The following is a 23,703-nucleotide window of genomic DNA, read 5'->3' as shown; positions in this document are numbered from 1 at the left end:
GTCGTGTTTATCCAAGGCCCATCAGGAAATCCCCCATGCCCGCACGTCACGTCAAAATCGACCTGTCCTACCGCCCAAGGCTTGCCGACCTTCGCCCTCTGATCGCGCCCGCCCCTTCGCTGCTGGAGGCCAGGGCCTCGACGCCGCGTGTCACCGCCGCCAAGGACCTGCAGAACCGGCGCGGTTACGCCGAGGATTTTCTCGGTAGCTTCGCAGTGCCCTGGCCCACGCTGGACACGGCCCTGGCAGGCGATGCCCAGCCCGGACGCCTGGACTACACGCACTTTTCCATCAGCATGTCGCGCGCCCGGCGCCTGGCACTCTACGTCGGCGTCAACATCGACGGCGACAAGCACGTGGATATCGTGCGTAGTAACGACGCCTGGTCCTACGACGGCCGCCTGCCCCTCGACGCCCAGGTGGGCGAAGACCTCTACGCCGGCAATGGCCTGGACCGTGGTCACCTGGTGCGGCGCCAGGACCCCAATTGGGGGGACGAGGCGAACACCGCCAACCTCGACACCTTCCACTTCACCAACTGCTCGCCGCAGATGAGCGGCTTCAACCAGAAGACCTGGCTGGAGCTGGAGGACTACATCCTCGACAACACCCAGCGCTGGAAAGCCCGCGCCAGCGTTTTCAGCGGCCCGGTGTTCGCCGACGACGACCGCGTGTACCGTGGCGTGAAGATCCCCCAGGCGTTCTGGAAAGTGGTGGCCTACCTCAGCGACGACGGCAAACCCTCCGCCAGCGCCTACATGATCGACCAACGCAACGAACTGGGCCAACTGGACCTGGTGTTCGGCCCGCTCAAAACCTACCGGCGCAGCGTGTTGCAGATCGAACAATTGACCGGCATCCGCTTCGGCAATCTGGCCGACTACGACGGTTTCAGCAACGAGGAGCGCGCCACAGGGACGCGGATCGAAGCGCTGGTGCGGGGGCCGCAGGATATCCGACTCTGACCACGGCGCACCGGGGGCCCGCGTTATCGTTGACGACCTTCGCGAGCAAGCTCGCGCCTACAGGCCGTGATCGACTACCATAGCGCCGCCGGTTCCCGCACGGGACTAATAGGGAATTCGAAACGTCGTCCGCGACGTCAATCGAAACTGCCCCCGCAACTGTAGGTGCTGAGCCTGCTCCCCACTGCCACTGGACGTTGTCCGGGAAGGCCGGAGCCTGGCGACGACGCATCAGTCAGGAGACCTGCCGGCCAAGTGACTCACTAACCGGCGGGGTGTCCGGGAAGGCCATCCTTGTGCTGCCCGGCCGGCAGCGCGTGTGGGTGTATTTCCGAACCGTTCCTGCCTTGCTTCATCGACGGTTCAAACGGAGATTGCCCCATGCTGCCACGCGTTACGGCCCTGATCATCGGCCTGGGTGCCTGCACCCTGGCCCAAGCCGCACCGACCCACTACCCGCTGACCGTCGAGAACTGCGGCAGCTCGATCACCTTTGCGCAAGCCCCTGCACGCAGCGTGACCATCGGCCAGGCCGCCACGGAGATGCTGTATGCGCTGGGCGTGGGCGATAAAGTGGTCGGCACGTCGCTGTGGTTCAACGATGTACAGGCGCAGTACAAGGCGCAGAACGCCAGCATCGAGCGCCTGGCCAATAACGAGCCGAGCTTCGAGGCAGTCATCGCCAAGCGCCCGCAACTGGTGGCCGCCGAGCTGGAATGGGTGGTCGGCCCTCAAGGTGTGGTGGGCACCCGCGAACAGTTCCACGAACTGAATATCCCCACCTACCTGCTGCCCTCCGACTGCGAAGGCAAGGACAACCTGGTGGGCGCCGACGGCACGCGGCTGGAGCCGTTTCGCATCGAGACGATCTACAAGAGCCTCAGCCAACTGGCCGAGATCTTCGACGTGCAGGCGCGCGGCCAGCAACTGACCGATGACCTCAAGGCGCGCCTGGCCAAGTCGATCGCCACCGCGCAGGGCAAAGGCTTGAAACAGGCCAGCGCGCTGGTCTGGTTCTCCAGCGCCGAAATGGCCAGCGACCCGTACGTGGCCGGCCACAAAGGTGTTCCGCAATTCATGCTGCAAACCCTTGGCCTGCGCAACGTGGTGCAGTCCGACGAAGAATGGCCGGCCGTCGGCTGGGAAACCATTGCCAAGGCCAACCCTACCTTCCTGGTGATCGCACGCATGGACCGCCGTCGCTACCCCGCCGACGACCATGAAAAGAAGCTGGCCTTCCTGCGCAGCGACCCGGTAACGCGCAACATGGACGCGGTAAAGCACAACCGCATCATCATCCTTGACGCCCTGGCGCTGCAGGCCAGCCTGCGCACTTTCGACGGCCTGGAACAACTGGCCGCCGCCATCGACGGCTACAACCTGCCGCAATGATACGCACCCTGCTCGCCCTCACGCTGCTGTTGATCGCCCTGCTTGCCGGCGTGGCCATCGGCGAAACCGCTATCTCGCCGCAGGTGGTACTCCAGGTGCTCGCCAACAAACTGTGGGCGGCCGGCTACGTGCTCGACCCCATCGATGAAGGCGTGGTGTGGAACTACCGCCTCACCCGTGCCCTGGTCGCCGGTGCCTGTGGCGCGGGCCTGGCAACCTGTGGGGTGATCCTGCAGTCGTTGCTGCGCAACCCGTTGGCCGACCCGTATCTGCTCGGCATCAGCGCCGGCGCCTCGACAGGTGCGGTGCTGATCGCGCTGATCGGGGTGGGCGGCGGGCTGATTTCGTTGTCGGCCGGCGCCTTTGTCGGCGCCATGGCCGCGTTTGCCCTGGTGATCCTGCTGGCGCGGGCCAGCGGCTCGTCCAGCGGCACCGGCCAGATCATCCTGGCCGGCATTGCCGGTTCGCAGTTGTTCAATGCGCTCACCGCGTTCCTGATTACCAAATCCGCCAGTTCCGAACAGGCCCGCGGCATCATGTTCTGGCTGTTGGGCAACCTCAGCGGCGTGCGCTGGCCATCGGTGTGGCTGGCGGTGCCGGTGGCGGTAGCGGGGCTGGCGGTATGCCTGTGGCACCGCCGTGCGTTGGATGCGTTTACCTTCGGCACCGACTCGGCGGCCTCGCTGGGCATCCCGGTGCGCCGCGTGCAGGTTGTGCTGGTGGGCTGCGCGGCGGTGGTCACGGCGGTGATGGTGTCGATTGTCGGCTCCATCGGGTTTGTCGGGCTGGTGATCCCCCATGCCGTGCGCTTGATGCTCGGCACCGGTCACTCGCGCCTGCTGCCGGCCAGCGCCCTGGGCGGCGCCTTGTTCCTGATCGCGGCGGACGTGCTGTCGCGTACCCTGATCAAGGGCCAGGTGATTCCGGTGGGCGTGGTCACGGCACTGGTCGGTGCGCCGGTGTTCGCGCTGATCCTGATCGGTCGGAGAAATGCACGATGACGGTACTGAGCTGCACCGGCCTGGGCTTCAAGGTGCGTGACGCCGAGTTGCTGTGCGATATTCATCTGCAGGTGCAGTCGGGGGAAACCCTCGGCATCGTCGGGCCGAACGGCTCGGGCAAATCCACCCTGCTCAAATTGCTCGCCGGCTTGCGCACCCCGGCCAGCGGTGAAGTACAGCTGGACGGCAAGCGCCTGGGTGAGTTGTCGCGCCGCGCCATCGCGCAGCAATTGGCGGTGGTGGAACAACAGGCCGACACCGACGACGCCATCCGCGTGTTCGACGCCGTGGCGCTGGGCCGCACGCCGTGGCTGTCGGCGTTGAGCCCATGGTCCGATGACGACGACCGCATCGTGCGCCAGGCCCTGCACGACGTGGACGCCACCCACCTGAGCCACCGCGCCTGGCGCAGCCTCTCGGGTGGCGAACGCCAGCGCGTGCACATCGCCCGAGCACTGGCACAACGGCCCCGGATTTTGTTGCTGGATGAACCGACCAATCACCTGGATATCCAGCATCAACTGACCATCCTCAAAGGTGTACAGGGTTTACCGGTCACTACCCTGATCGCCCTGCATGACCTGAACCAGGCGCTGACCTGTGATCGCCTGGCGGTGCTGGACCGTGGGCGCCTGGTGGCGCTGGGCACGCCACTGCAGGTGCTGACGCCGGAGCGGTTACATGAGACATTCGGGGTACAGGGGCATTACCTCACGGACCCCTTCGACGGCGCAAAAATCCTGCGCCTGCGCTGCAGCTGAACCCTGTGACGGCGGCACAGCTGGCGGTGATTCACATGTGGGAGGGGGCTTGCTCCCGATGAGGGCGAGTCAGCAAAAGCGTCAATAACTGACCCACCGCTATCGGGGGCAAGCCCCCTCCCACATTGGAACACCAGAGGCCAGCGCATCGGTGTCGCCTGCACTACCGGATTGGCAGCCTCATTCCACCTTGATATGGGTGATTCCCACCACCTGCGCCTGCTCGAGGATTTCCTCCGGCGTCGCATCCGCAGCAGGCAGGATCAAGCCGTTTTCCGCATCACCAAAATGCAACTGCAGCAAATGCACCGCCGCTTCATGCACAGGCAACTCGGACTGTTTGAGGTCAAATGTATGAGTGCGCGGCTCATCGTTGAACCGGTAGTTCAGGGTATAAGCATGCATGCAGGAATCCTTGTAATGGGAAACAACTGATTAACCTGACTCAGCGATCAGTTTTTTAGTTCCCACACGATGCAGGTGCTGCGTTATCCATTTGCGACTGTACGCCAACACGCTGTCCGCCAGCGCCACCGGAAAATGAATGAAGCCATGGGCCGATTCCGGCAGCAGATGCGCTTCTACTCCGCTCCAGCGTTCGGCGATCAGCAGCGTGTCATCCTTGAGCGGGTCCAGCTCGCCCACAAACATCAACGCCGGCGGCAGGCCGCAGAAGTCGCCATACAAGGGTGACAGCGGCGGCTGTCGACGTGCTTCGTCGGTGATGTCCGGCGTGAGCAGGCGCAGCGCCGCAACCATGCCCGGCCCATCCAGCAGCAGCGTCTGCGGCCCGGCCGCGCGCACGCTTGGCGTGCCGGTCAAGTCGTAGACCCCGTAGTACAACACCGCGCCAGCGACGCGTTCGAGCAACGCCGGCCATTGCTTGAGCGCCAGCAACGTCGACGCCGCCAAATGCCCACCGGCCGACTCGCCGACGAAAAATACCGGCAGGCCGGCAAACTCCGTGCAGTCGGCCAACAACCAGCACGCAGCGGCCAGGCAGTCTTCGAGCAGCCCCTCGACCGGCGTGTCGACCGCCAGCCGGTAGTCCACCGACACCACCGCCACGCCGCAGGCGCGCACCATGCCCAGGTTGAGGTCGTCGTTCATCTGCGCATTGCCGATCACCCAACCGCCGCCGTGGATGTCCAGCACCACGCCTTTGGGCGCACCCTCGGGCCGCATGATGCGCACCGGCACGCCGCCGACCAGCTTGCGCTCCACCACCGGGGCCTTCTTGAAACGCTGACTGGTTTGCAGCAGCGCCTGGATCACACGGGGGGTGACGCGGTTACGAATTTTAAAGCGCGGCATCCACGACAGCTTCTGATTGAAGCGACGCATCTGGGCCAGTTCGGCCTCGCTGGCGGGCCAGGATTGGTAAGCCATCAACGGTTATTCCGCAAAATCGAGAAGTTCAACGCCGCGGCCACACACAGCCAGGCGAGGTAAGGAAACAGGATCAAGCCGGTAATCAGGTCCAGGCGCACCGCCAGCACCACCATCGCCGCCACGGTCAGCCACAGCAGCACAATGATCACCATCCCGGCGAGCAAGCGGTGCGCGCCGAAGAACACCGGCGTCCACAGCGTATTCAACGCAATCTGCGCCGCCCACAGGGCCAACACCGTTTCACTGCCGGGGATCAGGCTCAAGCGGTAACCGGCCCAGGCCAGCAACAGGTAGATGATCGTCCACGCCACCGGGAACAGCCAATTGGGCGGGGTAAAGCTGGGCTTGACCAGGGATTCGTACCAGGCGCCTGGTTTGAAAATGACACCGGTACTGGCGGCGGCGGCGCAAGCGAGCAGGAAGATGAAAAAGGTCATGGTCGGTCCTTGAGAGGCAATGGTGGAAAGCAACGCAGTCTTTTCCAGTGACTCGAACGGGCGCGCATAAATTCCCTATACGCGGCAAAAATGACAGGCAGGCCATCTGTTCAATATGCCGTGAAAAATCAGTCCGGCTCCACAATCCTGAGCCAGGGCCAGCGCGCCTGATAACTCCCGGCCTTGCGCAGAAACAGCTCAGGCTCGGCATGCACGGGGTTCATGCGCAGCACGCCGTGCTCCACATCCGCCAACCCATAAGGCGCATACACCTCACCCGTGGCAATGTCCAAAGCGATGCACGTGCCCGCCACCAGATACCGGTCCACCCCCTGCCTGGCCGAGTGCAATTGCGGGTATGGCCGGCCAAAGCGCTGCCCATACCAGAGGTGAACGCGCGCCTGGTTCTTGACCTCCACGTTGACGCCCAGGTCCTGGAACAACGCCTCGGCCCTTCGAATCACCGCATCCTCCGCCTCGTAGGACAGGTCTTCATCGAAGTAGAAAACGTCATAGTCCTTCACCCCCCCGTCCGCCGGCCGCTGCGCCTGATGATTCCACACCGCCTGGAACAGGCAGCCCGCCGTGAGCATGCACTGCGGCACGTCCAACGCCGGCAAGCGCGCGGTGATCTCGACGTTGATGGGGTTGGCCATGGCCAGTTCGAGGAAGGTGTTGACGGTCAATGTCATGGAAACTCCCAGGTAATCCGGCTCGAATTTGTTCGCCGAAAACGCCCTATCTGCGTTTACGCGCCAGGCCTTCCGCGTGAGTGTTATCGGGCCAGAAGCGCGCGCTGAAGTAAGATTACACCGATGAAAAGCGCTTTCGGTAATCACTTGGCCCCACGCCGAGACGCCGCATGAATGCCCTTCTGAACCCATCCGTATTGGCATAGCCGACGGTGTCGGCCAAGCGTTTGAGTGATACGTCCGAGCCTTCGATCAGCCGCCTGGCCGTATCGATCCGCGCCAGTTCGACAAATTCGGCCGGGGTCGAACCGGCTTCGGCCTTGAAGATACGGGCGAAGTTGCGCTCACTCATACCGGCGCGGGCGGCCAGGACGGGTACGCTCAAGTCGGTCTTCAAGTGCTCCACAACATAATTCTGCACGTCTGCGATCACGCTGCGTTCGGCGGTCTGCGCCGCCAGGTGCGCGCTGAACTGCGATTGCCCGCCAGGCCGCTTGAAGAACATCACCATTTCACGGGCAACGCTGAGCGCCAGTTCTCGGCCGTGGTCTTCTTCGACCAGCGCCAACGCCAGGTCCATGCCCGCTGTGACCCCGGCCGAGGTGTAGATGTTGCCATCCTTGATATAGATGCTGTCCGGGTCGACGCGGGTGTGCGGGTACTGCTCCGCCAGTTTTGCGCTGGAATTCCAGTGAGTGGTGACATGGCGGCCGTCGAGCAGGCCAGCGGCGGCCAGCAGAAAAGCGCCGCTGCAGACCGAGCCGATCCGACGTACGGATTTCGCCTGCCGGCGCAGCCAATCCTGCACCACAGGGTCATGCGCAATTTCGTCGATGTGGGGGCTGCCGGCCACGAGCAAGGTGTCGATCCTGCCTTTATGAGTTTTGAAGGTTTCGTCGATACCCAGCTTCAAACCACTTGAGCTTTTGATCATCCCCTTGTCGGCACCGATCACTTCGACCCGATAGGCACGTGGATTGCCCAGTTGCCTGGCTGCTTCGGCAAAAACGTCGGCAGGGCCGACGACGTCCAGCAGTTGCACGCGGGGGAATGCCAGGAGCGTTATGCGCATGATGTCTGTCCTCGTCGACTAATTGGCTGAATACGTCGCTATACAACTCTTTCAGCCAGCGGCTCATTTGGCTGAAAATAGCCTCAACAGCAAATTCAGTCAAACAGGAGACTGCCATGAACACTGCATCCCCCCCCAGCGCCGCTGCTGCTCAAGCGGTACACACCGGCACGACGTCCATCAAGAACCTGCCTGTCAATTTGTTTGGCTCGGTCATGGGCTTGGCCGGCCTGAGCCTGGCGTGGCGCTTGAGCGGGCAGTATTACGGCGTCGGCGGCGCGTTGGGTGAAGCGATTGGTGCCCTGGCCGGCTTGGTATTCGTGGTGTTGACCTTGGGTTACCTGACCAAATGGGCGAGACATCCTGGCGCGGTGAAAGCCGAGTTCAACCATCCGATCGCCAGTAACTTTTTTGGCACCGTCACCATTGCAATGTTGCTGCTGTCGGCAGTCGCCGCGCCCCACAATGAATGGCTCGGACAGGCGCTCTGGATACTGGGGAGCTTACTGACCGTGTTGCTCGCAGGCTTCGTGGTGTTGCGCCTGTTGTCGGGCAACCAGGACGCGTTGAATGCCGTACCTGCCTGGCTGATTCCAGGTGTTGCCACCCTCGATATCGCGGTCACCGGCGCGCACATGCCCATGGCCTGGGCGGCTGAGTTCAACCTGTTTGCCCTCGCCGTGGGTGCGGTGCTGGCGCTGGTTTTCTTCACCCGGATTTTTTCGCGACTGGTGCATGAAGCCCCTCTGGCCAAAGGCATGGTGCCTTCGCTGATGGTCCTGATTGCACCTTTTGAAGTAGGTTTCCTGGCGTACACCAATGTATTCGGCGAGATCGACCGGTTTGCCAGCGTGTTGTTCTACTTCGGCCTGTTCCTGTTCGTGGTGCTGAGCTTCAAAGTGTTCCGTCGCGATGTGCCCTTTGCCCCTTCGTGGTGGGCAATCAGCTTTCCCATCGCAGCCCTGAGCAATGCGGCGCTGAATATGCACATGCCCAGGAAAGCAGCGTGCTGACAGTCATCGCCGCAGCGATCCTGCTGTTCCTCACGGTGGTACTCACCGTACTGATGGTGAAAACCCTGATCAGCCTGTTCAGCGGCAAACTGCTTGCCAACTGACCGTTTACCTCCCTTTGGCGAGCCTTCATCGGCTCGCTTTTTTTTGCCCCACAGGTTTCATCGACTGACGCGACCGCCGATATGGCGCACGCCAGCACCGTCCCTGCCCTGCGCAACCACGTGCAACCGGAGTCCCCTCATCATCATTTAGTCGCAGGAAGCAGCGGCTTGATGCGTTTGCCATTCTGAAAAACTCGATCTTTACCGTCATGCTTGGCTTTATACATATTGATGTCCGCACATTTGAGCACCGCTGACATGTCCGATGTCGCCGAGAACGGCGCGACCCCCGCGCTGCAGGTGTATTGATGCGGAGGCAATACGCTGCAACGGATGTTTGCCAGTAAGCGCAACGCATATTCATGGGCGACGGCGTCATTGTCCCCCAGCAACAAGACACCGAATTCCTCCCCGCCGAGCCGCCCGACACTGTGGCTGCCTGGAGTCGATTTCAGACAAGCGGCCATGGCGCATAAAATCTTGTCGCCCACATCGTGACCGTACTGGTCGTTTTTCTGTTTGAAACCGTCAATATCCAACATGATGAAATACCCGCTGCGACCTCCCGCCAATGCACTTTGGAAGGTCGCCATGAAGGCGCGTCGGTTGAGAATGGAAGTAAGAAAGTCGGTCTCCGCCAATGTTCTGAACTCGCTTTCCACCAACAGGACCGAACGCATGTTCCTTAAATAGGTAAAGCTAAGGGTAAAACCAACAGACATGGAAGCGATGCAGAAAATGGCGAGATACACTTCGAGTCCGCGATACAAACCAACGTCAAGCGTGGGCCACATGATTACCCAAACCAGCAGCGCAGACAGGAAATAGTCTTGAACCGCAACAAACAGGATGGCGCTGCTCACCACGATGATTACAGCAAGCGGAAGTGTGAAGACGCGCAGCTCCGCATTGGCATCAATGACATGCGCAAAACCCAATGACAACAACACAATATAAAGAACGCCAAGCACTCTCCAGATCCAGAAGTGAGCGGTTATGCGATGAACATACCAGACCCCTAACAGCGACAGCGTGATAATAATGTTTGGCAGGTCCAGCGTCGTCATGGGATCTATCAGCAGAACCCCTATCCAGGCAATCAGCCCCACCCTTTCAATCATGTTCACAGCGGGTGATAGCAGTGTTCGCATTCTTGGTCTGAGCTTGAAAATCGCCGGCATCCTGAAACTCCTTTGCCAAAATGACCTGGATGTATGTTAAATGTCCGGGCGAGCGTTAATCCATGACGCAAACGATCCTCGACGGGTAACACCCTCCTTAATCAGAAAATGCATATAACACTGCGTCGGCTACGTAAACACTATTGCGCAGCACGTTGAGAACTTAATCCAGGTCGCTGTTGACCCTGCCAATGGCTTCCACGACTTGCCTGGCACCAAGCTGGATATCAGCCATTGCCACGCCTGCCTGCTCGGATAATTTCAGCAAAACGTCAGCCTGGTCTCTGCTGCACTGGACACGCACTGCGGCTTGAGCGGCCAATTCACGGTTTTGCCGTACCACGCCCGTAATTTCCTGCGTGGCTAAACTGGTGCGGCCGGCGAGTTTGCGCACTTCATCCGCCACCACCGCAAAACCTCGTCCGTGTACTCCAGCGCGTGCCGCTTCGATGGCAGCGTTAAGCGCCAACAAGTTGGTCTGGGTGGCAATGGCGCCGATGGTATCAACGATGGAGCCGATCAACTGCGACTGGGATTCAAGCGCGGTCATGCTGTCGTTGACTGAGGCCATCTGTTGCGCAATAGTTTGGGCACCATGTACCGAGTCCGCGACCAGTTCCATACCTTTGTTAGCTTTTACATCGGTAGCCAACGACACGTCATAAGCCATTGTAGCGGCGCGCTTGACCCCATCGGCTTTCTCCACTTGCGCGGTCACTACGCTGGCGAATTTGGCTATTTTATAAACTCGGCCGGCAGCGTCCTTGATGGGATTGTAAGTGGCTTCCAACCACACCACATTTCCGCTTTTATCCACCCGGCGAAAGCGCCCGGCGTGAAATACGCCTTTGTTTAAAGTCTTCCAGAACTCGGAGTAATCCGCCGAAGCCACGTCCTCCGCCAGGCAGAAAATACGGTGATGCCTGCCCTCTATCTCGGCAAGGCTATAACCCATGGCCTGAACGAAAGACTCGTTGGCATAAATGACTTCACCCGCAAGGTTGAATTGAATCATCGCCATCGAACGGTTCAGCGCGCTGAACATTTCGATAGCCTCCCGTTCGTCTTGGGCAGGAGGGGGCGCAACGACGCCGTAGCCCTGAAATGTGCGGTTTGCTGCCGTAATCCAACCGATGTCGAGCGTCACAGCACGGCCGTCGGCGGCACGATAGCGTTGCCGTTCGATGGCGCACAGGTTCGGGGCGAAATCGTTGTGCGGCTCATCCGTGATATCACTCACTGTCATATTCGACAGTTTTTCCAGCGAATACCCCAGCGTCGCCGCAAACCGCTGATTGGCCGAGATAATTCGCCCAGCCCCATCAACACGTATGGAGAGAAAGACCGATTCGATGCTGGCGAGCGTACCCAGCGACGTCGTCAGTTCCTCCTGGCAGTCAAAGAGAGCATTCTTGATTCGACGATTGAACACACTGACCTCCGGTATGAGCGAGTGTAAAAAAGGACAATGCTGGTGGTTAACACTGTTTTCGAGAGGACGACCGAATAAAACAAGGCGCTTATATCGGGCTCACGCCCTCAATAAACTGCAAGTATCCACAGAGCTATTCTTAACCGGGTCCTCAGCCACACCCAGCTCCATACTCACCCGCGTGATTGCGAAACATATCGACATGGCCCGCCTCATTAACTCAACAAACGCCGGACTCAATACAATCAGACGTTTATCGCATTTGAAGTAGCCCTGTAACTCGCCCTCTTTGATCATGCGTTGCATGTGCGTTTTTGACACGCCAAGACATCGCGAGAGCTCCACATAGGACGACACTTTGTAACCGGTTTCCAGCGACCCGTTGCGCAAGGCATCCGTGTACAGCGCGAGCATTGGCAAATGACCGCCATCGCGATTAAGAATCCATTTTGCCTCAGGTAAAAGTTTATCAAGCAGGAAATCCGACTCCAGTATTCTGGTAAACCCCCGAGCATAGATTCGTAATAAATCCACGGACGTTGCCAAGCTCGGGAACCAACTGTCGTAAGGAAGGATCATCTGCGATGGCAATAAATATGACTTGATGATCGGCGTGGCATCGCGCAATGTTTTATCCGTGGGTTGAAAACAACGCAGACGTCCATCTTGAACGTGGAGCTGAACGTTCATATAGCCGCTGACCACTAGAAAGGAGAAATAGGCATCCAGGCTGTTGCGAGACATATAGCCGCGTTTCTGGCAAAAAGCTTTAACTTCGGACAAGGGAACTTGTTCATCTTTGTAGCCAAAGCCGATTAAAGACAGCGCGACCATGAACCTGTCATATTTCAACAGATTTTTATAGAAAAAAGGTTTGCCCCGATAGCTTTCCATTATCAAATCGAAATGAAGGAGCATCGCTTCATCTATATTGCCTCGGGTCATTTCGGTACTGGTCTCTTTCAAATACTCAAGCAGATCAGCTGTCTTCATCGACGTCAAACGACCCTCTCTATATAGAAACAATTTTTACTGCTCACAATGCCGGTAGTATATGCATATTCCAACGGCTGGCTGATTCACCCCAAAAATGTTTTACGGCCTTGCCTCGCCTCAAGCGCGTTCGATTGATGGCGCGTCTGATCGACAAAGCAGAGTCGGACAAGGCCGGGCCTGCCCCACGCAACCATGCACAACCGGAGCCCCGATGCCGCTGACCAAACGCGACTGCGCCCGCCTCGAACGGCAACTGATCGCCGCCCTCACCGAGGCCTGCGAAACCGCCAAAGCCGAAATCCCGGGCTTCGACTGGCTGACCCACACCGTCGACTACAGCGCCTTCCCCCAAAGCCTGCGCGTGACCTGGGTATTCGACACCCGCGCCAACAAGGCACTCGCCCTCAGTTGCGGTGCCGACCAACGCATGCGCGAACTGACCGCCACGGCGCTGCACGAAGCTGGCATCCCACCCTTGCCGATGGAGCGCTGCGTGCACTTTGATTGCGAAGAAGACTGTCGCCTGCAACACGCGGGCGACTGGCGTGCGCGGCTGGCGCGTCGCTAACCTGACCTGATGCCGAAGCCCGCAGGAAAAATCCCAACCCCCTGCGACGCCTTGCTCCATTGCCTACGCATGGGTCAGAATTCGCCGGCTTGTGCGCTGGGATGGCTGTGATTAAGGTGGCTCGGTCGCTGAATGTCTCGGCGATCGGGTTTAGTAGCCTGAGTTCGGGTATCTATAAGTGCATGAGCGTCATCAATCAGACATTGCGTCTGTGCCTGATGGTGGCTGTGCGTAGGGCGCCTTCGGGCGCGCCGGCTTTAGATATCCACCGGTCTACTAACCTGCGTACAGCTGCCACCCACCGTTTAGTAGCGGAAGGTGGTTGCACCACTCAGGATATCTTCATGTTCAAAGCAGACTCAGCAACGCTCTTCAGCGTCGCGCCCAACGCCACCAACGAAACCCTCATCACCAACAGCTATGAAACCTTCACCAGCGTCAGCACCCTGCTGCTCGACCTGTCCGAAGACCTCAACGGCAAACACCGCGACATCGCCCTGGCGATCCACCAACTGAGCGAACTGGGCGTACTGCTCACCGCCCGGCTGCTCGACCACGAAGTGCCGTGCGCTGGCTGATTTTCAAGCACCCAACTCGAAAGACACTTTACTCGCCGAGTCGTTGTACACACGTACGACGACGCGGCGATTTGCTTTTGATGGCTGCGTCGAATGACACAAAATGCGGCAGCTTTCGGCCAAAAGCGCACAGTCACGCAGGGTTAGCAGCCCTTCCTTGAAACTTGAAGGCGTCTATGAAACCAGGGGCGATTCACCTAACCTTTCGACGAGGTGCTTCAAGTTTTCTGCTTTGAGTCGATAGCCTGTGCAGTATCTCAATAATCATTGGAAAGCAGGAACGTTGTATGCGCCTCAGAAACCTCAATTTAGCTCCACGAGCTGCCCTGTTTTTCGCTTCAATCATCGTTCTTGTTTTTGTACTCGGCGTATTCGCAGTCCTGCAAATGGGCAAGCTTAGGGATGCCGAAAAAGACGTTGAGCTCAATTGGATGGCCAGTATCCGACAAACGGCTTTGATGGACAAAGCGACACTTCGCCTGAGGCTTGAGACCCAGCGAGCCATTGCCGATCCTCAATCCATTCAAAAGAACATTGAGAGCTTCGCCGGCTATCGCAAGGCGTTCACCGATGCGGTGGCAAACTATGATCCTCTGATAGCGAGTGATAAAGAGCGCTCGTTTTACACACCGGTAAAAAACAGCGCCGATGCATATTCCAAACAACTGGATATTCTCGAACCATTTATGAGGCAAGGTGACATCGCCACAGCGGTCAATCTGGTGAGTACAGGCATTCGCCCGCTCACGAATACAATGGAGCAGCAAATTAAAGACTTGACCGACTTTAACAACGAAGGCGCAGCGCAGGCTGGGCAAACCGCGAGCGATCTCTATAGCAATGGTTTTTGGCTTGTTATCGGGCTTATAACGGGCGTGGTCATTTTGACGGCTGGGTTGGCTTTAGTGCTCACGAAAAGTATTACCTCTCCGATTAACGATGCCCTGTCTGTGGCAGAGCGTATCGCGGCTAGTGATCTCTCCAAGGAGGTATTGGTCAGCGGTACTGATGAGGCTGGGAGACTGTTGAAAGCTCTGGCGCAGATGCAGGCAAACCTGCGTGCCACAATTATGCAGATATCCGATTCTTCCACCCAGTTGGCCTCAGCTTCGGAGGAAATGACGGTGGTTACTGAAGAGTCAAGCCGGGGCCTTGTTTCCCAGAACGATGAAGTCAATCAGGCTGCAACAGCGGTCACAGAAATGAGTGCGGCAGTTGATGAGGTCGCTCGCAACGCGGAGTCAGCTTCCGAAGAGTCAAAGCGTACCCAGGGTTACACTGAGGTAGGTTTGGCGCGGGTGGCTCAGACGTTAAAGTCAATTCAAAAGCTGAACGGTAACGTCGAAAACACAAGCCAACAGATTCAAGGGTTGTCAGATCGTGCCCAAAGCATCACTAAAGTTGTCGAGGTGATTCGGGCAATTGCAGAGCAAACCAACCTGTTGGCGTTAAACGCCGCTATCGAGGCCGCGCGAGCTGGCGAGCAAGGTCGTGGGTTTGCAGTGGTCGCTGATGAAGTAAGGGCATTAGCCCACCGCACCCAAGTGTCGACTCAGGAAATTGAGCAGATGATTGCTGCTATTCAGAGTGATTCCGACCTAGCCGTGAAGGCGATGAATACAAGCAGAGACCTGGCCACCGAATCTCTTGGTGTCGCCCAAGAGGCCAGTACCTCACTGGATCAAATATCAACGGGCATTATTCAAATTAACGAACGCAACCTAATGATCGCGACAGCCTCTGAAGAGCAATCTCACGTCGCTAGGGAAGTTGATCGAAACCTGATCAGCATACGTGAACTTACAATACAGAGTGCTGCTGGAGCCGCGCAAACAGCGAGTGCGTGTGGTGAGATGTCAAAGCTAGCGGTTAACCTGAATCAGTTAGTTAACCGATTTGTTGTGTGACAAAGGCTTTTTGGGGGCGCTGATGGTTAGCTTCTGACCAGCCCTTGCGGCCGTGAAGAGTGGAAAAAGTGGTTGCCGCTCAACTCATGGAAACTGAAGTCCCCGGTCGTTCTCTCCCGCCACGCCATTAGTTCGTCAGAATCAACCACAGGATCATGGGTGGCATAGATGGCGACCGCCCAGCCCTTGCTCAAGAACCCAGGCCAAGTCCTCGAAAAGCTTCCAGTCGGCTTTGTCTGATACTTCAATTGTCGCCATGCGTCACCTCACCCAGCAGCCCCAATTCTGGTTGCTCCTGCGGATGGCGGCAACGGGTCGATTGTAGACGGTCGCGAAAGACCGGAACCGACCCAAAGCGGACAGATCGACCCAGAACTTGAGTCGATCTATCAATGCAGATTAAAAACGCCAGTCCTCAGCGTGAACGACACGACAGAATGGGCCCGCCAGGGTTGCATTGTGATGAGCGACGATACTTTCAGCCTTCAATGCGGGAGTGTCAGTGCAGCTATGACCATCAGCGATCAGCACTGCATCGAATCCAAGATCTCGTGCGGCGCGGCAGGTGCTGTCGACACAATATTGGGTCTTCATTCCGGCAATAACCACGCCTTGAGAACCACAAGCCTTTAGTCGATCGGCCAGGTCAGTCATGGCGAAAGCGTTAGGTCGGCTTTTTTCGAAAATCACTTCGTCGCCTTGCAGCAACAGTTCCTGCACCAGTTGCGTCAACGGGCTTCCAGGTTCGATAGGCGAGCCGGGCGGCCCCACGTGGCGAGCAAGAAAAATTGGCGTGCCGGCCCTGCGGGCTTTATTCAACAGACTATTCAACGTATTTAGCAGCGCCTCACCAGCCCATGGTTTATCTGGGCCATGGAACAATCCAACCTGCATATCGAGAATCAACAGTGCATGCATAGTGCTTTTCCTTGCGTTTGGACCAGCGACACAAGGGCAAAAGAAAAGGCCCTCTCCATCACTGGCGGGCCTTTGAAGTTCGTGCGTTATTGGCTCACGACACCTCTCACGACCCGCCTCGGGCGGTCGTGGTAGTGGTGGTCGAGGCAATACGTAGCTGATTCATAAGTGGACAGTATCTACACGGTGCTTGATTGGCAAGGGACAAGATCTGCGCGATGGCTACTTCTTGTATTGCTCATTGAGGTCCGCTCTGGGCCAAAAGCCGTCACGGCTCAAACACCTTCAACAAATCGTTCCTGTCACTGCGCCTGTTGGAGCCGGGTTGCCCATTGCAGAGAAATTGCCCTCTTTCCTCCAGAAGGAGCCAGGCCCCGAGCGTTAGGAATGGCTAGACCTTATTGAGCAGGTTGGTCATAGTATTTTCCGATTAGGCCAACGCCCTCATCTTCAATCCGGGGCTCTACGAGACAACATGTCCAGCATTGCAATTACCGATCTAATTGTGCCTTGGGACGTCGACAGCATCTCGCGACCTATTGTGGCCTTCAGTGCCACATGGGTCACAAAAGACTGGGAAAATGCGAGGCATCAGCACCGCAAGGCGCGGTTGATCTACTCCCTACGCGGAATCCTCAACTTTGAGATTGACGACGGTGTCTGGATCGTGCCGCCGCAATGCGCAATATGGATACCGGGAGACTTGCCGCACGCGGCGCGTGGAGCGGGTGAAACGGAATGCTATTGCCTGTTCGTTGAGCCAGACGCCGCACCGGACCTTCCGAAAACCTGTTGCACGATTTCGGTATCGCCTTTGCTACGCGAGTTGCTACTGAAGGTGGCCGGTTTTCCTGAGTTATACGCGCCAGGGGGACGGGAAGACCGGTTGATTGCTGCATTGCTCGACGAGCTGGTGGCGGCACCGGTGGAAGACTTGCATCTGCCCATGCCGCGTGATCCCCGATTGCACCGCCTTGTGGAAATGATGCTGGCCGCCCCCTCGGACAAAACCTCGAAGGCCGATTGGGCTACTCGAATTGGCATGAGCGAGCGAAGCATGAGCCGTCTTCTGCTGCATGAAATTGGGATGAGCTTTGGGCGCTGGCGTCGGCAACTGCATGTGATCCTTGCGCTGCAACATTTGACCAAGGGTGAAAGCGTGCAAACGGTGGCATTGGAGTTGGGATACGAAAACGCCAGCGGTTTCGTAACCATGTTCCGCAAGGCGGTGGGCAAACCTCCGGCACGATACCTCTCGGATCGCATCAGCGGCGCAGCGCTTGCTTCAGTGCCCAGCATCATACTCCCCAATGAAATTTTACCCTGATGGATCGGGCTATCCAGGCTCGGGACAAATGACCGCCCTTGCACTCCACATAGCATCTCGCTTGGCCTGACTGAATAACAATCTGGCCTAATTTCGCCATCAAGCACCCGTGTGCCCGTTGTTAAATGCAACATCTAAATACAAATGAGTATTGTTGATGTTCATCATGGCAACAGTTGATCAGCCCAGTTGGCCAAGTGGTTGGAGGGCAGAGCCCGCTGGCTGTCCTCATCTGGATGGTCCGTACAAAGGCGCAAGCAGGAACGCGTCCCGCACCGTGTTGGGCTCGGCAGTTGCGGCAGCAGTTCTCATGAGTGCCCAGGGCGCATTCGCCGCCGAGCCAGGGCAGATTCAAACCAGGGCTGAGGGGACGTATCAAGAAAAGATAGCCTTGCCGGCCATCACCGTAACAGCCCCATGGATACGGCAACCACCGAAGGTACTGGCTCTTACACCACGGGCCAGACGTCGGTGGCGACGCACCTGCCGCTGTCGCTGCGGGAAACACCGCAGTCGGTGACGGTGATCACCCGCCAACGCATGGACGACCAGCAATTGAACTCGGTGCAAGGCGTGTTGGATAACACCACGGGCGTCTCCTCGTACCAATCCGACAGCGAACGGACGAGTTTCTATTCGCGTGGTTTCTTGATCAACAACGTTCAGTACGACGGCATACCCACCGTCGTCGGCGACATTGTCAACGGGAGCGGCATCGGCTCCCTCGATACTGCGTTCTACGATCGTGTCGAGGTCGTGCGCGGCGCCTCCGGCTTGCTGACCGGCACCGGCAATCCCTCGGCCGCCATCAACCTGGTGCGCAAACGACCGACCCGCGAATTCTCGGCGTCCGCCTCGCTCGGTGCGGGGAGCTGGGATACCCACCGGGAAATGGCCGATGTATCGACTCCGTTAACCGAGGACGGCCGTATCCGCGCCCGCATGGTCGGGACGTCCCAGGAAGGAAACTCGTACATGGATGGGTACAAGCCCCAGAGGAAGGCGTTCTACGGCATCATTGAGGCAGATCTGACACCCGACACCACGGTGAGCCTGGGCTATGACTACCAGGACATCACACCGAAGGGCTCCACCTGAGGAGGTTTACCGCTATGGTTCAGCGACGGCACGCAGGCGGAGTATTCACGCTCCAAGAACTACGCGCAGAACTGGAGCCGTTGGGACAACACCCTCAAGACGGCGTTTGCCGAGGTCGAACACCGCTTCGACAACGGCTGGAACCTGCGGGCCGTCGCTAATCAATACCGCACGCAATTCGATGCCGAACTGCTCGGCCTGGTCGGTCGCCCCGATCGCGCCACGGGGCTGGGCTCCTTTCCCAACGGGGCTTTTCCGGTGGCACTGGCGTCCGAAGGTCGCAGCCGTCAAAACACCTTCGACGTGATGGCCAGCGGCCCCTTCGAACTGCTTGGCCGCCAGCATGACTTGGTGGTGGGGGCGACGAGTTCGCGCCGCACCGCCAGCCAGGAAGCTATCGCTCCGTTCTATGCAGGCTTCACGCCGGTCAATGTCTATCAACTGAGCCCGGCCCTTCCCCGCCCCAACTTCGATGCCATGGCTTCGATACCGACCCGCACCCTGATCAAACAGAGCGGTGTCTATAGCGCAGCCCGGTTCTCGCTGGCCGAGCCTCTGAAACTCATTGTCGGCGGCCGCTTCAGCAACTACGAAATCGACGACGCCGTCGGCGGCTCGTCGTTGCACTACAAGAAGAGCAGTGAATTCACCCCGTATGCCGGCTTGATCTACGACATCGACAAGACCTATTCGGCCTACGTGAGCTACACGGGCATATTCAATCCGCAAACCGACTATCGCGACAGCAGGGGCAACGTGCTCACGCCGACAAAGGGGAAAACCAAGGAAGTCGGCCTCAAAGGCGCTTACATGGACGGACGTCTGAATGCGTCGGTGGCCTTGTTCGAGACCGAGTTGGACAACGCTGCACAGATCGTCGCAGGAACCCGTACGCCAAATGGTGCCCAAGCCTATATGGGCTCGGATGGGACGAAGTCGCGCGGGATCGAGTTGGACTTGCAGGGCGAGCTGGCGCGTGGCTGGAACATCTATTCAGGCATCGCCCATTTCACGGCACAAGACGGCGATGGCGTCCGCTTGAATTCGCAAATACCGCGCACCACTGCCCAGCTTTTCAGCACCTACCAGTTGCCCGGAGAGTGGAGCAGGTTGACGCTGGGCGCAGGCGTCAAATGGCAAAGCCGCTTCTACCAGGCGCCCAATACAGGCATCAGTTCATTGGGTGGGGAACAAGGTTCCTATGCGCTGGTATCACTGTTGGGGCGCTACGCGATCACGAAGAAGATCACCGCAGCGGTCAACGTTAACAACGTGCTCGACAAGAAGTACGCGTTGCAGAAGGGCGATTTTGACACTGTGGGTTATGGCGCACCACGCAACTTGATGGTGACGCTGGACTATAGGTATTGATTCCCCCGGCCGAACGCTTCATCCGTTAGAAATCCAACAGCCCATTGATTATCGAGAAAGCTCCTATGCCCCTCCAGCCTACGCTACACCTCCCCCAAGAGCCTGCGGTGAACAACGCAAACAAAGTCGCCTTGTTCTGGTTGACGACAGCCGTTGGTGCCGTACTTTTTGTCACCTTCCAGTTATTTTTCTATGTAAACGATTTTGCGAGAGCGCCCGGAGCGACACCGGCGATTACGTTCGAGCCCGATATACTGTGGATGTTTTCCGCATTCTATGGTTCCTGGATCGTCACGGTGCTTCTCGCACTAACAGGAACCCGTAGGGCTCAGTGGGTTGCCCTGGTTCTCGGCAGCCTGCTTGTCGGCCTGAATACCCTCGGGGGAATCTCCGATGGGTTGCGCGACGGTTGGCACGTTGCTTTTTCGGCCGTGTTCTTCATTACGTTGCCCGGCGTGTTCGCCATCGTGGCCACCTGGCGTTGTGTTAAAAACAAAGGAAACGACCATGTCGGTGAATAGTTCTGACTTCCCTTTTGTCTGGATGAGCCTTACGCAAGAACCCGGACACGATCACCAAAAGGACTTCGCCGAATTAGAGGCCAACTTGCAGCGCGCAGAGCCCTTCGTATTCTTGACCGATACCGTACCTACCGAAGACCATGAGCACTCTGCGGAAGAAAAAAAACGCACCGCGCTCTGGATGAAAAAGCACAAGGTTGAATTGCGAAAGTGGGTTCTGGCAATGATCATGATTGAACCCAACTCGGCAAAACGCCTTGGGTTCAAGGCATTTGCGCTCGTGTTTGCCAAGTTCTGGGGCTACCCTTTGCTTCTTGCTGCTTCACGTGAGCAGGCAATGGAGATGGCAAGAGAACTGCTCCCAAAGGATGGAAAGTCATCTCACTGATGGCCAATGCCGGCATCCGATCTCCATGAAACTCTGCCGCCGCGCACCGTCGCGGCGAGCTGCTGCCCGGGCGCTGCACGAAGCTGGCATCCCACCCTGCCGATGGAGCGCTGCGTGCACTTTGATTGCGAAGAAGACTGCCGCCTGCAACACGCGCGCGACTGGCGTGCGCGGCTGACGCGTCACTCACCTGACCTGATGCCCCGAAGCCCGCAGGAAAAATCCCAACCCCCTGCAATGCCTTGCTCCCTTGCCTACGCATGGGTCAGAATCCGCCGGCTTGTGCGCTGGGGTGACCGTGATTAAGGTGGCTCGGTCGCTGAATGTCTCGGCGATCGGGTTTAGTAGCCTGAAGGTTTATCCAAACAAAAGTGCATGAGCTGCATCAATCAGACATCCCTGTCTGTACTTGATGGTGGCTGTGCGCAGGGCACCTTCGGGTGCGCCGGCTTTCGTTTGGATTCCCCGGTCTACTAACCTGCGCACAGCTGCCACCCTTCTGTTTAGTAGCTAAAGGGCAGTAGCCACACTCAGGAATTCAAACATGCTATTCACCGTCGCCCCCAACACCACCAACGAAACCCTCATCACCAACAGCTATGAAACGTTCACCAGCGTCAGCACCCTGCTGCTCGACCTGTCCGAAGACCTCAACGGCAAACACCGCGACATCGCCCTGGCGATCCACCAACTGAGCGAACTGGGCATACTGCTCACCGCCCGGCTGCTCGATCGTGAAGTGCCGCGTTCTGGATAAGCTTCTAGCGTTTAATTCAACAGATCGATTACTCGCCGAGTTGTTATAGGCCACCGAAAACGGCTCGGCGACAGTTATGCGTCTGGAGCGGACGCTCTGTGGATAATCATCGCATTATCGTTAGCCAATGAATGGCGTCAGTGGAGACCATTTCAAGTACCCGACACATGGATCGAATGAACCTGAAGCAGCTGCTTTCGACTAAGAGTGTCCAGTCGTGTATACAAAACGCAGGGGCGACTCAAAAAATCAATTCGACTATCACAGAAAGGACTCAAGATGAGTGATTTGTTTCATGCTGCTGCCGTTTTGCGTGCCACCTATCACCGCGATCCCGGCTTCAACCTGTTTTCAGTACTACGCACCAACAGCGATGAGGTCTATCTGCACTCCCGCTTTCTGGCCTTCCTGCTGAATCCAAAAGCGTCGCATGGCTGTGGTAGCGCCATGCTCAAGACCTTGCTCGAGGTCCTCCATATCAAGGACTTCGACGTAGAGACAGCCAGCGTTCAGGCCGAATTTAAGGACATCGATATATTCATTCGTAATGCCAAAAGCCAAGCCATCATTATCGAAAACAAGATTTACCATCACGACGAAGATGAGCAGATATACCGTTACGACCAATTGATAAAAAGGCAAGGTTACACGCGTATTACCAATCTCTACCTGACGCTCGATGGTTCAGCGCCGTCTGAACAAAGTACCAAAGGCGTCAAGGTAGACCTGATCAGTTACGAAACGGACATTATCAACTGGCTCGAGCGCTGCGTACCTCTGGTGGCGCGGGATGCTGGCTTGCGCGAAGGCGTGTTTCAGTACATTGAACTGCTGAAGAGACTTACATCAACGGATCAGGGAGGAATCTACATGAGTGAATTAAAAAAGAAGGTAATGGAAGGAGATAACCTGCTGCTTGTGGCCGATATCGAACAGGCTTACAAGGAGGCACTTATTGATCTGCAGGACCAGATTTGGGGCCGTATACGCACGTACCGCGAGGCGACCTACCCTGACATGCCTAAGCCAGAAGACACCGCCAATCGCGATGCAATACGCAACTACTACAGCAAGTCTCGCGGCAATCGTGAATATGGACTGTACTTCGACCTTGGGGCTATGACAGGGTTCGTTTACATTGAGCTCAATCACCGGTTCTACTTTGGCTACGGCTTACCTGAGGAAGCCAAGCCATCTGAGCGCAAGAGCTTACAAAAGCTCAGCGCCTCCGTGCCTGGTTCGTCCGGTAAGAGTACCGAGATGTTTTGGCGCTTCCCGGAAATCAACATCGACCTAGTCGCGCTGCCTCGTTCAGATCTGATGATGCTACGTGATCCGATAAAACAGCAGGCAATAGCCAAGGATTTGGTAGATGGCATGTATGAGCTGTGGGCCAAGGGCCGAGAGTTTTCTCTGAACGGCCAGTAATAACCGTTCGTGATCAGCAGCAATCGGCTAAAGCCCCATTTAAAATTTGTCTGAACACCATGAGCGCCTTAGCATCACTGCAAATAACGGGAAACCAGGGAAATCAGGGTAGTAAATCAATTGTTGTCTGACCCTGATTTTTCGCAACACGCGCGCGACTGGCGTGCGCGGTTGGCGCGTCACTCACCTGACCTGACGCCTCGAAGCCCGCAGGAAAAATCCCAACCCCCTGCAATGCCTTGCTCCCTTGCCTACGCATGGGTCAGAATCCGCCGGCTTGTGCGCTGGGATGGCCGTGATTAAGGTGGCTCGGTCGCTGAATGTCTCGGCGATCGGGTTTAGTAGCCTGAAGGTTTATCCAAACAAAAGTGCATGAGCTGCATCAATCAGACATCCCTGTCTGT

22 protein-coding genes, 3 pseudogenes and 1 riboswitch are annotated in these 23,703 nt (G+C 57.7%); of the genes and pseudogenes, 15 read left to right on the top strand and 10 right to left on the bottom strand.

Translation table 11 applies throughout. The features are described 5' to 3' along the window. Nucleotides 1–35: 35 nt before the first annotated feature. The 4 genes from J1G34_RS24345 (at nt 36) to J1G34_RS24330 (ending at nt 4,119) form a co-directional block, all read left to right on the top strand. Entirely contained in the window at nt 36–965 is a 930-nt protein-coding gene (locus J1G34_RS24345) for a DNA/RNA non-specific endonuclease (RefSeq protein WP_222994747.1), read from the top strand. Between the two features lie 72 nt (nt 966–1,037). Then, a riboswitch (cobalamin riboswitch) is annotated at nt 1,038–1,231 on the top strand. A 115-nt stretch (nt 1,232–1,346) separates the two neighbouring features. After that, the gene (locus J1G34_RS24340) at nt 1,347–2,357 is read left to right on the top strand and encodes an ABC transporter substrate-binding protein (RefSeq protein ID WP_222994746.1); all 1,011 of its coding nucleotides are present in this window, start codon (nt 1,347–1,349) and stop codon (nt 2,355–2,357) included. Next, entirely contained in the window at nt 2,354–3,358 is a 1,005-nt protein-coding gene (locus J1G34_RS24335; protein WP_065894088.1) for a FecCD family ABC transporter permease, read from the top strand. Before J1G34_RS24340 ends, J1G34_RS24335 begins: the two co-directional genes overlap by 4 nt. Next, a complete protein-coding gene (locus J1G34_RS24330) occupies nt 3,355–4,119 on the top strand; it encodes an ABC transporter ATP-binding protein (protein ID WP_065897880.1) in 765 nt (254 codons plus the stop codon). Before J1G34_RS24335 ends, J1G34_RS24330 begins: the two co-directional genes overlap by 4 nt. A 180-nt stretch (nt 4,120–4,299) precedes the next feature. Here J1G34_RS24330 and J1G34_RS24325 read toward each other — a convergent pair whose 3' ends face one another. The 5 genes from J1G34_RS24325 to J1G34_RS24305 all read right to left on the bottom strand — a co-directional run bounded on the left by J1G34_RS24325 (nt 4,300) and on the right by J1G34_RS24305 (nt 7,712). Next, nucleotides 4,300–4,524 carry a hypothetical protein gene (locus tag J1G34_RS24325; protein WP_222994745.1) on the bottom strand — a complete coding sequence of 75 codons (225 nt, stop codon included), beginning with the start codon at nt 4,522–4,524 and terminating at the stop codon, nt 4,300–4,302. Between the two features lie 30 nt (nt 4,525–4,554). Then, nucleotides 4,555–5,508 carry an alpha/beta hydrolase gene (locus tag J1G34_RS24320; protein ID WP_222994744.1) on the bottom strand — a complete coding sequence of 318 codons (954 nt, stop codon included), beginning with the start codon at nt 5,506–5,508 and terminating at the stop codon, nt 4,555–4,557. Continuing rightward, complete coding sequence (tspO, locus tag J1G34_RS24315; RefSeq protein ID WP_065932565.1) at nt 5,508–5,948, bottom strand: tryptophan-rich sensory protein TspO; 441 nt, start codon at nt 5,946–5,948, stop codon at nt 5,508–5,510. Before tspO ends, J1G34_RS24320 begins: the two co-directional genes overlap by 1 nt. Nucleotides 5,949–6,076: 128 nt before the next feature. Beyond that, nucleotides 6,077–6,640: a nucleotidyltransferase family protein gene (locus J1G34_RS24310; RefSeq protein ID WP_065897884.1), complete on the bottom strand. Its 564-nt coding sequence runs from the start codon at nt 6,638–6,640 to the stop codon at nt 6,077–6,079. Between the two features lie 115 nt (nt 6,641–6,755). After that, the gene (locus J1G34_RS24305) at nt 6,756–7,712 is read right to left on the bottom strand and encodes a GlxA family transcriptional regulator (RefSeq protein ID WP_065894082.1); all 957 of its coding nucleotides are present in this window, start codon (nt 7,710–7,712) and stop codon (nt 6,756–6,758) included. A gap of 116 nt (nt 7,713–7,828) precedes the next feature. Here J1G34_RS24305 and J1G34_RS24300 point away from each other — a divergent pair, with 116 nt between their 5' ends. Further along, the gene (locus J1G34_RS24300) at nt 7,829–8,725 is read left to right on the top strand and encodes an SLAC1 anion channel family protein (protein ID WP_262411954.1); all 897 of its coding nucleotides are present in this window, start codon (nt 7,829–7,831) and stop codon (nt 8,723–8,725) included. Between the two features lie 247 nt (nt 8,726–8,972). On the opposite strand, the gene J1G34_RS24295 is transcribed toward J1G34_RS24300, so the two are convergent. From J1G34_RS24295 to J1G34_RS24285, 4 genes and pseudogenes are all read right to left on the bottom strand, one after another. After that, a complete protein-coding gene (locus J1G34_RS24295) occupies nt 8,973–10,010 on the bottom strand; it encodes a GGDEF domain-containing protein (RefSeq protein ID WP_222994743.1) in 1,038 nt (345 codons plus the stop codon). 163 nt (nt 10,011–10,173) lie between these two features. Then, a pseudogene (locus J1G34_RS27745) lies at nt 10,174–10,563 on the bottom strand (methyl-accepting chemotaxis protein); the annotation flags it as partial. Between the two features lie 162 nt (nt 10,564–10,725). Then, nucleotides 10,726–11,442, bottom strand: a pseudogene (locus tag J1G34_RS27740) (PAS domain-containing protein); the annotation flags it as partial. A gap of 99 nt (nt 11,443–11,541) precedes the next feature. Beyond that, nucleotides 11,542–12,435, bottom strand: a complete 894-nt coding sequence (locus J1G34_RS24285; protein WP_065894109.1) for a helix-turn-helix domain-containing protein — start codon at nt 12,433–12,435, stop codon at nt 11,542–11,544. Between the two features lie 214 nt (nt 12,436–12,649). Here J1G34_RS24285 and J1G34_RS24280 point away from each other — a divergent pair, with 214 nt between their 5' ends. The 3 genes from J1G34_RS24280 (at nt 12,650) to J1G34_RS24270 (ending at nt 15,491) form a co-directional block, all read left to right on the top strand. Then, complete coding sequence (locus tag J1G34_RS24280; RefSeq protein ID WP_065936250.1) at nt 12,650–13,006, top strand: hypothetical protein; 357 nt, start codon at nt 12,650–12,652, stop codon at nt 13,004–13,006. Nucleotides 13,007–13,350: 344 nt separating this feature from the next. Continuing rightward, nucleotides 13,351–13,584: a DUF6124 family protein gene (locus J1G34_RS24275; RefSeq protein WP_065894077.1), complete on the top strand. Its 234-nt coding sequence runs from the start codon at nt 13,351–13,353 to the stop codon at nt 13,582–13,584. Between the two features lie 287 nt (nt 13,585–13,871). Continuing rightward, nucleotides 13,872–15,491 (top strand): methyl-accepting chemotaxis protein, encoded by a 1,620-nt coding sequence (locus J1G34_RS24270; RefSeq protein WP_065892570.1) that lies wholly within the window; start codon nt 13,872–13,874, stop codon nt 15,489–15,491. A 399-nt stretch (nt 15,492–15,890) separates the two neighbouring features. Here J1G34_RS24270 and J1G34_RS24265 read toward each other — a convergent pair whose 3' ends face one another. Then, nucleotides 15,891–16,409: an isochorismatase family protein gene (locus J1G34_RS24265; protein WP_222994742.1), complete on the bottom strand. Its 519-nt coding sequence runs from the start codon at nt 16,407–16,409 to the stop codon at nt 15,891–15,893. 475 nt (nt 16,410–16,884) lie between these two features. Here J1G34_RS24265 and J1G34_RS24260 point away from each other — a divergent pair, with 475 nt between their 5' ends. The 7 genes and pseudogenes from J1G34_RS24260 (at nt 16,885) to J1G34_RS24235 (ending at nt 23,299) form a co-directional block, all read left to right on the top strand. Then, nucleotides 16,885–17,736 (top strand): AraC family transcriptional regulator, encoded by an 852-nt coding sequence (locus J1G34_RS24260; protein WP_222994741.1) that lies wholly within the window; start codon nt 16,885–16,887, stop codon nt 17,734–17,736. 417 nt (nt 17,737–18,153) lie between these two features. Beyond that, nucleotides 18,154–18,834: a TonB-dependent siderophore receptor gene (locus tag J1G34_RS27360; protein WP_262411953.1), complete on the top strand. Its 681-nt coding sequence runs from the start codon at nt 18,154–18,156 to the stop codon at nt 18,832–18,834. A 102-nt stretch (nt 18,835–18,936) separates the two neighbouring features. After that, nucleotides 18,937–20,205, top strand: a pseudogene (locus J1G34_RS27355) (TonB-dependent siderophore receptor); the annotation flags it as partial. Between the two features lie 107 nt (nt 20,206–20,312). Continuing rightward, nucleotides 20,313–20,726: a hypothetical protein gene (locus J1G34_RS24250; protein WP_347709501.1), complete on the top strand. Its 414-nt coding sequence runs from the start codon at nt 20,313–20,315 to the stop codon at nt 20,724–20,726. Beyond that, a complete protein-coding gene (locus J1G34_RS24245; RefSeq protein ID WP_222994740.1) occupies nt 20,713–21,114 on the top strand; it encodes a hypothetical protein in 402 nt (133 codons plus the stop codon). Before J1G34_RS24250 ends, J1G34_RS24245 begins: the two co-directional genes overlap by 14 nt. 544 nt (nt 21,115–21,658) lie before the next feature. Continuing rightward, complete coding sequence (locus J1G34_RS24240; protein ID WP_222994739.1) at nt 21,659–21,871, top strand: DUF6124 family protein; 213 nt, start codon at nt 21,659–21,661, stop codon at nt 21,869–21,871. 279 nt (nt 21,872–22,150) lie between these two features. After that, nucleotides 22,151–23,299 (top strand): PDDEXK-like family protein, encoded by a 1,149-nt coding sequence (locus J1G34_RS24235; RefSeq protein ID WP_222994738.1) that lies wholly within the window; start codon nt 22,151–22,153, stop codon nt 23,297–23,299. Nucleotides 23,300–23,703 lie beyond the last annotated feature (404 nt).

The sequence above is a fragment of the Pseudomonas sp. Wu6 genome, from assembly GCF_019891515.1.
In the GTDB taxonomy this organism is placed as follows: domain Bacteria; phylum Pseudomonadota; class Gammaproteobacteria; order Pseudomonadales; family Pseudomonadaceae; genus Aquipseudomonas; species Aquipseudomonas orientalis_A.
Note: the sequence above shows the minus strand (reverse complement) of the source record. Positions and strands in the feature narration are given on the sequence as shown.